This is a genomic window from Vibrio ouci, assembly GCF_004551525.1.
Lineage (GTDB): Bacteria > Pseudomonadota > Gammaproteobacteria > Enterobacterales > Vibrionaceae > Vibrio > Vibrio ouci.
Genome location: NZ_SATR01000005.1, coordinates 163,255 through 173,687, shown reverse-complemented (window position 1 = coordinate 173,687; position 10,433 = coordinate 163,255). Strand labels below are relative to the sequence as shown.

The following is a 10,433-nucleotide window of genomic DNA, read 5'->3' as shown; positions in this document are numbered from 1 at the left end:
GGTATTTGGCATCTCAGTGGTCTGCTACACTGTGATTATTACTACAACCCAAAAAGGAGTAGGTGTACGCATGACTTTTCCCGTCCTTATATGCGATGACTCCGCTTTAGCGAGAAAGCAAATGGCTCGCTCATTGCCTGCTTCGTTAAATGCTGATATTACCTTCGCTGTCCACGGTTTAGATGCTCTGGAACAGTTAGAAAAAAATGAATTCAAGCTGATGTTCCTTGACTTGACCATGCCTGAACTTGATGGCTTTGGTACTTTAGAGGAGATCGCTAATCGGGATATCGACATCCCAGTTGTGGTTGTATCCGGTGATATTCAGCCGAAAGCGAAAGAGCGCGTAATGGCTCTCGGGGCTAAGGCATTTGTACAAAAGCCGATTGATAAAAATATCCTTAACAGTGTTCTTAAGGAGCTGGTGGAGCCTGTCACTCAGCCACAAATCATTACCCCTGTTGCTATCGACCTGCCGATCCTTCGTCGACGTGATATCTACATGGAAGTGGCGAACGTCGCTATTGGTCAGGCTGCTGATGCGCTTGCGCGACATTTTGATGTATTTGTTCACTTACCGCTGCCCAACGTCAATATATTTGAAGTAAGTGAACTTCACATGGCGCTTCGAGATCTGGCTGAAAATGATCAGGTATCCGGCGTTTGTCAGGGGTTCAGCGGTGAAGGCATTGCTGGTGAGGCTTTGGTCTTACTCAGTGATTCCAGTGTCTCTGACCTTCAAAAACTGATGAAGGTGCCGGCGGACAGCGAAGAGCTGGAAGAGTTGGAACTGCTAATGGACGTTTCCAACATTTTGGTTGGTGCATTCCTTAACGGCCTTGGTAAACAAGCAGAGGTGCGATTCTTCCAAAGCTCTCCAGTACTACTCGGTCAACATATATCAATTGATTCTGTTATCTCATCGACGTCCGGTTCTTTTAAAAAGACCATGACATTTGAGGTCAGTTACAACATCGATGGAACCTCTATTCGTTGTGACCTGTTATTTATGTTTGTCGACGAATCGCTGCCGCTGCTTGATAACAAGTTGGCTTACTTAATGGAGGACTTTTAATGTTAAATCTTCCAGCTGAATTTGAGCAGTTCCATTGGATGGTCGATATGGTGCAAAACGTCGACCTGGGGTTAGTTGTGCTTGATAGAGACCACAACGTCCAAGTGTGGAACGGCTTTATGACTCACCATAGCGGCATACAGGCGCATGATGCGATAGGCAAATCCTTATTTGAACTCTTCCCTGAAATACCTCAGGAGTGGTTTAAGCTTAAGACCAAACCGGTTTATGACTTAGGTTGTCGTAGTTTCATCACCTGGCAACAACGACCTTATCTGTTTAAGTGCCGTAACGTTCGCCCGGTAACGCAACAAGCTGATTTCATGTACCAAAACATCACCTTGAATCCTATGCGCACTCCAACAGGTGAAATTCGCTCGTTGTTTTTATCGATTCAAGACGCCACCGCAGAAGCTCTCGTGTCCAAACAGCAATAAATTGTAATCAGCGCCAAGGTAATCCTTGGCGTTGTTGTATATGCTGTAAGCAACCCCTACAAAAGTGTACCTAGATGGAACGACTACCTACTCGCTTATATACCGCTCAGCAAGTTAAGCAGGGTGAGCAATTGTCTGCGCAGCAAGCAGGCGTCGGAATGTATACCCTAATGCAACGCGCTGGAAAGGCTGTCTACCAGCATACTCGCAATCAATACCCTGACATCAAACACCTCTCCATCTTGTGCGGTTGTGGCAACAATGGTGGAGACGGCTTTGTTGTGGCAAAGCTGGCGCAGAAAGATGGCCTAGATGTGCAGCTGTATCTTTATGGGGATGAAGCCAAAATATCGGGTGATGCGAAAAAAGCCAAACAAGAGTGGTTAAGCGGTGGGGGTGAGATTAGCTCGATAGATAGCTTTAATGCAGGAGATGCAGAGCTTATCGTTGATGGATTACTTGGGACGGGTTTAAGTGGCGATGTTCGTAAACCGATGCAGGCGTTCATTGAAAAGATCAACGAAGCGAACCTCCCTGTGGTGTCGATAGATATCCCTTCAGGTTTATGTAGCGATACTGGGTCGATACTAGGCGCAGCCATGGCGGCGAATTCAACGGTGACTTTCATCGGTGTCAAGCAAGGGCTGATGACGGGACATGCTCGAAGCGTAGTCGGCGAGCTACACTTTGCAGGGCTAGGAGTGGATGAAGAGTTTGGGCAGATTGTCCCTTACTCCGCTATATCGCTTAGTCCCGAGTTTGTGAAGCACTTGCTACCGAAAAGATGCCCGACGGCGCATAAAGGTAAGCATGGGCGCCTACTTTGTATTGGTGGTAATGAAGGTTACTCTGGCGCAATTCGGCTATGTGCCAGCGCAGCGGCCAGAACGGGAGCGGGGCTAATTCGAACTCTGTGTCATGAAAGTTCGACATTGGCTCTGCAAGTCGGGTGCCCTGAAGTCATGACTCGCTCATGGAGTGGGGAGAGCTCCTTGCTGAATGAAGCGCTTCAGGCAACCGATGTGATCGCATTTGGCCCAGGATTAGGCTCCGATAGTTGGGCTCAAACGCTAATGTCTGCCTGCAAGGAGATCTCTAAACCTAAAGTCTTTGATGCTGATGCTCTGAACATGCTTGCGAACATGCCTTATGTTGATCAACAAAGAGTGATCACTCCGCACCCGGGAGAAGCCGCGAGACTACTAGGTTGCAGCGTTGCTGAAGTGGAGCAAAACCGTTTTCAAGCTGTGACCGATCTTCAGAGTAAATATGGCGGTGTCGTCGTCTTGAAAGGTGCGGGTACCCTTATCTGCGATGGTCATGATATTTATGTCTGCAATGCAGGGAACCCAGGCATGGCTACTGGCGGTATGGGTGATGTTCTCACCGGGATTATTGCGGCAATGCTTGCCCAAGGGCTATCGTTATCTGATGCTGCGAAAGTAGGAACTCTGATTCACAGTGCGGCCGCTGATAAGCTCGCAAACCAATATGGCCAAATAGGCCTGCTCGCGAGTGATGTCATACCGGAAGCGAGAGCCGTGATTCATCAATGGCTGAATGGAAGCTACTGATCGAAAAGTGAACTTTTTTACGTGGTTTCTGTGACTTCGATTGTTATTTCGCTTTATTTCGTTACAATGCTCGTTCTTTCCTGAGTTGTGCATCCGTATTTGCGCAGAAAAGGACACGAACTCTCGTCTTTAATCTTTGAATTCTCATTAAAGACTCGTTTTAAATTGCATGTGTTGCTTGGTGTGCAACACCACTGTAAAGGATATTTTAATGCCTATTATTACTCTTCCTGACGGCAGTCAGCGTCAGTTCGACAACCCAGTTTCTACTCTTGATGTTGCTCAATCTATCGGTCCTGGTCTTGCGAAAGCAACCATCGCTGGTCGTGTAGATGGCAACCGTGTTGATGCATGTGATCTTATTGAACAAGATGCAAGCCTTGAAATCATCACAGTAAAAGATGAAGTAGATGGTCTAGAAATCGTTCGTCACTCATGTGCTCACCTGCTAGGTCACGCGATCAAGCAGCTTTACCCTGAAGCGAAAATGGCGATCGGTCCAACTATCGATAACGGTTTCTACTACGATATCGACTTAGAGCACTCTCTAACGCAAGAAGATCTTGAGAAGATTGAAAAGCGTATGAAAGAGCTGGCGAAAACTAAGTACCAAGTGATCAAGAAAAAGGTCAGCTGGCAGGAAGCACGCGATGCATTTGAAGCTCGCGGTGAAACATACAAGATGGAAATCTTGGACGAAAATGTCTCTCGTGATGATCGTCCGGGCCTATACCATCATGAAGAATACATCGATATGTGTCGTGGTCCACACGTACCACATATGGGTTTCTGTCAGCACTTTACGCTACTGAACGTAGCAGGTGCATATTGGCGTGGTAACAGTGACAACAAGATGCTTCAACGTATCTACGGTACTGCATTCCACGACAAAAAAGCGCTTAAAGCACACCTAACTCGCCTAGAAGAAGCGGCGAAGCGTGACCACCGTAAGATTGGTAAGCAACTAGACCTATTCCACATGCAGCAAGAAGCACCGGGTATGGTGTTCTGGCATCACAATGGTTGGTCTATTTTCCGTGACTTAGAAGTATTTGTTCGCGAAAAATTGACAGAGTACGGCTACCAAGAAGTTAAAGGTCCGCTTATTATGGACCGCGTTCTTTGGGAACGTTCTGGTCACTGGGACAAGTATGCAGAAGCAATGTTTACGACTTCTTCAGAGAACCGTGAATACGCGCTGAAGCCAATGAACTGTCCAGGTCACGTACAGATCTTTAACCAAGGTCTAAAATCTTACCGTGATCTACCACTGCGTATGGCAGAGTTTGGTTCATGTCACCGTAACGAGCCATCTGGTGCACTACACGGCATTATGCGTGTACGTGGTTTCACTCAAGATGATGCTCACATCTTCTGTACTGAAAGTCAGATTCAAGAAGAAGTGACTAGCTGTATCAAGATGGTGTACGATACGTACCAAACATTTGGTTTCGACAACATCGTTGTTAAACTGTCTACACGTCCTGAAAAGCGTGTTGGTTCAGATGAGATCTGGGATCAATCTGAAGAAGCGCTTAAGCAGTCTCTTGAAACGATGGATATCGCATACGAAATTCAAGAAGGCGAAGGTGCGTTCTACGGTCCGAAGATTGAATTTACTCTTCATGACTGTTTAGATCGTGCATGGCAATGTGGTACAGTACAGCTGGATTTCAACTTACCAGGCCGTCTAGGTGCAACCTACGTTGATGAAAATAACGAGCGTCAAACGCCAGTTATGATTCACCGTGCGATTCTAGGTTCACTAGAGCGTTTCATTGGTATTTTGATTGAAGAATACTATGGCTTCTTCCCAACTTGGTTATCGCCAGAACAGGCTGTAATCATGAACATTACTGATAAACAGTCAGATTATGTTCAGGAAGTGGCACAAAAACTACAAAAATGTGGAATTAGAGCTAAAGCGGACTTGAGAAATGAGAAGATTGGCTTTAAAATCCGCGAACACACTTTGAAGCGTGTACCGTTTATGCTTGTTTGTGGCGACCAAGAAATGGAAGCTGGCGAAATTGCAGTACGTACTCGTAAAGGCAAAGATCTCGGCAAGTTTAAAGTGGATGACTTTATTTCATACATCCAAGACGAGATTTCAAGCCGTAAGCTCAATCTGGAGGAATAAACTATTAAAGGCGGAAGACGCGGCCAAGTACCGGCCAAACAAAATGCTCATCGTTTAAACGGTGAAATTCGTGGCGTTCGTGAAGTTCGTTTAACTGGCGCTGATGGTGAATCAGTTGGTGTTGTTTCTATTCAAGAAGCGGTTGCAGCAGCTGAAGAAGCTGGAATGGATCTGGTAGAAATCAGTCCAAACGCTGAGCCACCAGTATGTCGTGTAATGGACTACGGTAAATTCCTCTTTGAGAAGAGCAAGTCTGCTAAAGAGCAGAAGAAGAAGCAAAAACAGGTTCAGATTAAGGAAGTAAAATTCCGTCCTGGAACTGATATTGGAGACTATCAGGTAAAACTACGCAACCTGACGCGTTTCCTTGAAGAAGGCAACAAAGTGAAGGTAACAATTCGCTTCCGTGGCCGAGAAATGGCACACCAAGAGATCGGTGTTGACGTTCTAAATCGTCTTAAGGAAGACACTGTTGATTTAGCAGTAGTGGAATCTTTCCCTAAGAAGATCGAAGGTCGTCAGATGATCATGGTTCTTGCCCCTAAAAAGAAGTAATTAACGGCTTTGCAAGTAATAAAACTCAGCTGCCGTAAGGTGGCTGAGTTTTGTTCGCCCTAATTACTATTGTTTAATACAACTCAACAATGCGGAGTTATTCATCATGCCTAAGATGAAAACCAACAAAGGTGCTGCTAAGCGTTTTAAGAAAACTGCTGGTGGTATTAAGTTTAAGCACGCTACTAAACGTCACATCCTGACTAAGCGTACTACTAAGAACAAGCGTCAGCTTCGTCCAAATGCAATCCTTCCTAAGTGTGAAGTGGCTGCAGTTGCTCGTATGCTACCATACGCATAATTCTTTTTAGTTTATCAATCGTTTAGTTTAGGAGAAGCATAATGCCTCGCGTAAAACGTGGTGTACAAGCTCGTGCACGTCATAAGAAAGTTCTAAAACAAGCTAAAGGTTACTACGGTGCACGTTCACGTGTTTACCGCGTAGCTTTCCAAGCAGTTACTAAAGCTGGTCAATACGCTTACCGTGACCGTCGCAACAAGAAACGTCAATTCCGTCAACTGTGGATTGCACGTATCAACGCTGCATCTCGTCAGAATGGTCTATCTTACAGCCGTTTCATCAACGGTCTTAAGAAAGCATCTATCGAGATCGACCGTAAGATCCTTGCTGACATCGCGGTATTCGACAAAGCTGCATTCGCAGTTCTAGTTGAAAAAGCGAAAGCTGCTCTTTAATTAGAGTTAGTGATTAGGATTAAGGAAAGGAGAGCTTCGGCTCTCCTTTTTTATATCTAAAATATCTTTCTATAAGCTCGATAGCGGGCTTTTAACGCCGCTAGCACCTCTTTCTAATACATGAGTATAAATCTGCGTGGTACGCACGTCGCTGTGTCCTAGCTGCTCTTGTACGGTTCTAATGTCTGCGCCTGATTCCAATAAATGTGTTGCGAAGCTATGCCTAAGGGTGTGGCAGGTCACGTGCTTATCTATTCCTGCCTCTTTTGCCGTGCGTTTAACCGCGCGCTGAAGTGCCACTGCGTTGATGTGATGGCGTCGAACTAAACCTGTCTCTGGATCTGTCGATAGCTTGTTTGAAGGAAATAAGTAGTGCCACTTGAACTCTAGCTCTGCCCCTTGATATTTCTTCTGCAATGATTGGTTAAGCCATACACCAGCGTACCCAGGTGTGTTCATATCCTTTTTGTAATAGCGCTGTGCCAAAGCTTGCTGCTCTTTGAGCATTGGGACTAACTCTTTTGCCAACGTAACAACTCGGTTCTTACCGCCTTTTCCTTGCCAAATTCGCACTGCTGAATAATCGTAATCTATATCGTGTACTCGTAGCCGAACGGCCTCCATCACACGCAGCCCCGAGCCATACAGCAGCATAATGTGAAGTTTGTACCTTGGATCGATGTGCTTAAGGAACTGTCGAGTCTCGTGCTTGGTCAATACCACCGGAAGTTTTCGATCGAGTAGCGACTTCTGAAACTTCATATCGTTTTCTAATGGAGTCCGATAAAAGTCGCGATAGAGGAAGTTAATCGCGTTGAGTGCAAGAGCTTGAGTCTTTGCTGCCACTTTATCGTGGAGGGCGAGGTGTGTTAGGAATTCTTCAACGCTTTTCTCATCGAGCTTCGAAGGATGCGTCATATTATGGAACGTAACAAATCGACTAATCCAGTTAATATAAGCATCGATGGTCTTAGTCGCATAGTGACGCGCTCTCATGTGTTCTTTAATGCTCAATATAAACTGATTCTTCATCGCTATGACCTTATGTGGCTAAGTAAGTTAGCCACCTTGTTTGTGACGAGCAATGAATTCAAGCTCTTAGCGCAGCACATCTTCAATAACCGGTTCAATCGCACTAAGTTTCATCCTAAGTGATTGATGGTTGCGTATTGAACTGTGAGTTTCAACTGTGCAGTTCGATATAAATACCATTGTGGCAGTGTTACCATTGGCTGAATTAATAAGAGTTTTTAATGGATTATTTTGCCAGAGCAGTCGCTTAGCGATTCTGGATTATTGCATTTTGAAGGTTGAACATGGATGAAAAAAGTCAGCAGTTTTTACAACAATACCTAGATTCTCTGCCAGCGGACAAGGCGCACAATAGTCCGTCTTGCAGTGCAGACTACTTTTGTTCCGATGAATACAATGCCAACGTATGTGCAGACCTGATATTGCGCGGTGAAAAGCAGGCATCGTGTAGTATGGAGTATTGGTACACTCATGAAGGTGAGCCAATGCCTGAGATAGGGCACCTTCAGGTTGTACTCAATTGGCAAGGGGATCCAGTTTGTATTATTGAAGTTACCGATGTTTCCAAGGCTAGGTTTTGCGATGTTACCGCGGAGTTCGCTGCAGCAGAGGGTGAAGGGAACAAAAGCCTAGAGTGGTGGCGTGAAGCTCACTGGAAGTTCTTTTCTCGTGAATGTGAAGAACTCAATATTGAACCCAGTGAAGAGATGCAGCTAGTGCTTGAGCGCTTTAAGGTGGTCTATTCCTAGTCTATTGGCAAATAATTCTAAAAAGCAAAAAGGCTCGATGTTCATCGAGCCTTTTTCTATTTTGCGAGTGTCTAGTTAGCTAGCAATATTCATTGTCAGGTTGAGGTCGAGTGACAATTTAGAAAGTTTGTCTTTTAACACTTTACGCGTCTTTTCTAACTCAGCGACTTGGACCTGCTTACCTTGAGCGTGAACATCCAATCTTACGCGTAGCTCTCGGCCTACCTTAGTAACCCCCGCAACTTCAAGGTTTTGTGTTACTTGCTTATCGAGAGCCGAAACTTCCGCGTCTACGGTGTCACAAATTGTCGCGCTAGGCTTCATCATCAGAAGTTCACGCAGCGCATCACGAAGCATTTCAAATGGGACTTTAATGAAGTAGAACGACATAAGTAACATCATCATTGGGTCCGCATAAACCGCATATTGTGACAGTGGAGACAAAGTAATTAACCATGCTGCGATAAAGCCAAGTGTTACAGCGACACTAAGTAGGGTATCCATCTGCCACTGTTTCGTTTCAGCTTCAATTAAGCCTGATGAAAAGCGTTTAGACTTCTTAGTGATATGCCACCAAGCATAACCACAACCGATAACGTTGACTGCGCCAAACAAGGTTGCGATACCGACATCGACTTCACGACCACCTGCAAACAGCGAGGTTACTGCAGAGTAAAGCGAATAAGCGACAATCGCGAGAATGACACTGCCTTTGATAGCGATAACGATAGGTTCAAGAACCGATTTACCAAATGGGAATTGACGTTTAGAAGGTCGTTCAATAAATCGAGAGACAGCCAGTGACAATAAAGTTAACAGTAAACTGACTAGGGAGTAGACACCATCGAAAACAATAACAAGTGAGCCAACAAGCAAACCGAGTACTAAACCACCGCCCGCAAAGCCTGATGCTAACAGCGCTGAGAAGGTAAGTATTCGTTTTTCATTTAAGCTTGTCCTGGCACACATAAAGGTATCTCTTCTATAAACACCCTTATAGTTTTCTCATAATCAGAGAATTATACAAACTAAATCTAGATTGATGGATAGTGCGAAAACTGAGCTTCATGGATAACTCTATATTAATCAATGGGATATGATGGCGTCTCAGTGTCAATAAAAATGACGCTGACTGATGTTTAATCTATTAGAAACTTATCTTAGAAATCAAAAAGATACTCGTTAAGCTTATCGGCAAGCCATGACATACCGGGATGCTCTGCCATACCTGAAGAAGTAAACATACAGTAATCTTCTTGTGTTAAGCCATAGGTATGCTTGATTACCGCAAGCTTCTGGCTTCTAAGCAAATGGCGAATGAGAGGTTCTGGCAGTACGCCCCAAGCATCTTCTTCCAGAATGGTATTAAGCATGTAATCAAAGCTTGAGAAGCCAATATGTCTCAAGGAGAAAGGTTGCAGCTCTGGGTTATCTTTTTCGTTCAAATAAACCATAACGGCTTGCATCGCGTTACGTAATTCATCGTCTGACACACGTCTTAGGCGCGCAAGTGGGTTAATTGAGCGGCACACAGACATCAGACGAATCTTTCCAAGGGGCTGGAAGGTGATTAGCGGATCATCAATACGTTCATAATCGACACCAAACGCAAAGTCGACCTGAGAAGTTGCGACTAAGTTAGTCAGGTCACCACTAGAGGCAAGTACAATGTTGAACGCGGTTGCAGGGAAGCGGTTGTTGAGTCGGTGTGAAAGGTCTTGCCACAGTTCGTCAGGTAACGAGTCATCACGGGCAATCCATACTTCGGCGTTAAACTCACCAGAGACTTGAGCACATGTCTGCCTGATGCGTGAAGCCGTAACCAACAGGTTCTGGCTATCTTTGTAAATTGCCTTTCCCGCTTCAGAGAGGACCAAATTGTTTCCGCTACGTACAAAGAGCTCGACATCAAGATCTTTCTCTAATGCTTTGATCGACATGCTTAACTTAGTACGGTTACATTCGAGTTGACGTGCCGCTTCCGATACTGAGCCAGTATCAGCGACAGTACAAAAGGCTTCGATTTGCGAAAGGTTCATCGGTTGCTCAATTTGGTTAGATTGAAATCGATCTTATATCAAAGTTAGTGGATTGTCTGTTTTCACGACTGAAATGCTATGAATTTCATGCAGTTTTGATACTCTTGGCCTGTGCCTAATGAATGTAGTTACAGGG

Annotated in this window: 11 protein-coding genes; 8 read left to right on the top strand and 3 right to left on the bottom strand. The window is 45.0% G+C overall.

Translation table 11 applies throughout. From position 1 onward, the window contains the following. The first annotated feature begins 70 nt into the window (after positions 1-70). The 7 genes from ELS82_RS05740 (at position 71) to rplT (ending at position 6,477) form a co-directional block, all read left to right on the top strand. Positions 71-1,075, top strand: a complete 1,005-nt coding sequence (locus tag ELS82_RS05740; protein ID WP_134834614.1) for a response regulator — start codon at positions 71-73, stop codon at positions 1,073-1,075. After that, entirely contained in the window at positions 1,075-1,512 is a 438-nt protein-coding gene (locus ELS82_RS05735; RefSeq protein ID WP_134834613.1) for a PAS domain-containing protein, read from the top strand. The genes ELS82_RS05740 and ELS82_RS05735 overlap by 1 nt, the downstream gene beginning before the upstream one ends. Positions 1,513-1,586: 74 nt before the next feature. After that, complete coding sequence (locus tag ELS82_RS05730; RefSeq protein WP_134834612.1) at positions 1,587-3,086, top strand: NAD(P)H-hydrate dehydratase; 1,500 nt, start codon at positions 1,587-1,589, stop codon at positions 3,084-3,086. Positions 3,087-3,297: 211 nt separating this feature from the next. Continuing rightward, positions 3,298-5,226: a threonine--tRNA ligase gene (thrS, locus tag ELS82_RS05725; protein WP_134834611.1), complete on the top strand. Its 1,929-nt coding sequence runs from the start codon at positions 3,298-3,300 to the stop codon at positions 5,224-5,226. A 3-nt stretch (positions 5,227-5,229) separates the two neighbouring features. Then, positions 5,230-5,781 (top strand): translation initiation factor IF-3, encoded by a 552-nt coding sequence (infC, locus tag ELS82_RS05720; protein ID WP_071881323.1) that lies wholly within the window; start codon positions 5,230-5,232, stop codon positions 5,779-5,781. A 106-nt stretch (positions 5,782-5,887) separates the two neighbouring features. After that, positions 5,888-6,082 (top strand): 50S ribosomal protein L35, encoded by a 195-nt coding sequence (rpmI, locus tag ELS82_RS05715; RefSeq protein WP_004411425.1) that lies wholly within the window; start codon positions 5,888-5,890, stop codon positions 6,080-6,082. Between the two features lie 41 nt (positions 6,083-6,123). Then, complete coding sequence (rplT, locus tag ELS82_RS05710) at positions 6,124-6,477, top strand: 50S ribosomal protein L20 (RefSeq protein WP_004401084.1); 354 nt, start codon at positions 6,124-6,126, stop codon at positions 6,475-6,477. 69 nt (positions 6,478-6,546) lie between these two features. Here the strand turns inward: rplT and ELS82_RS05705 are convergent, their stop codons facing one another. Then, positions 6,547-7,509 carry an integron integrase gene (locus ELS82_RS05705; RefSeq protein ID WP_134834610.1) on the bottom strand — a complete coding sequence of 321 codons (963 nt, stop codon included), beginning with the start codon at positions 7,507-7,509 and terminating at the stop codon, positions 6,547-6,549. A gap of 284 nt (positions 7,510-7,793) precedes the next feature. Here ELS82_RS05705 and ELS82_RS05700 point away from each other — a divergent pair, with 284 nt between their 5' ends. Continuing rightward, positions 7,794-8,258 (top strand): ASCH domain-containing protein, encoded by a 465-nt coding sequence (locus tag ELS82_RS05700; RefSeq protein WP_134834609.1) that lies wholly within the window; start codon positions 7,794-7,796, stop codon positions 8,256-8,258. 75 nt (positions 8,259-8,333) lie between these two features. Here the strand turns inward: ELS82_RS05700 and ELS82_RS05695 are convergent, their stop codons facing one another. Both ELS82_RS05695 and ELS82_RS05690 read right to left on the bottom strand, forming a co-directional pair. Further along, on the bottom strand, positions 8,334-9,227 hold the full coding sequence (locus ELS82_RS05695) for a cation diffusion facilitator family transporter (protein ID WP_134834608.1): 894 nt from the start codon (positions 9,225-9,227) through the stop codon (positions 8,334-8,336). 191 nt (positions 9,228-9,418) lie between these two features. Further along, positions 9,419-10,297 carry a LysR family transcriptional regulator gene (locus ELS82_RS05690; RefSeq protein ID WP_134834607.1) on the bottom strand — a complete coding sequence of 293 codons (879 nt, stop codon included), beginning with the start codon at positions 10,295-10,297 and terminating at the stop codon, positions 9,419-9,421. Positions 10,298-10,433: the final 136 nt, after the last annotated feature.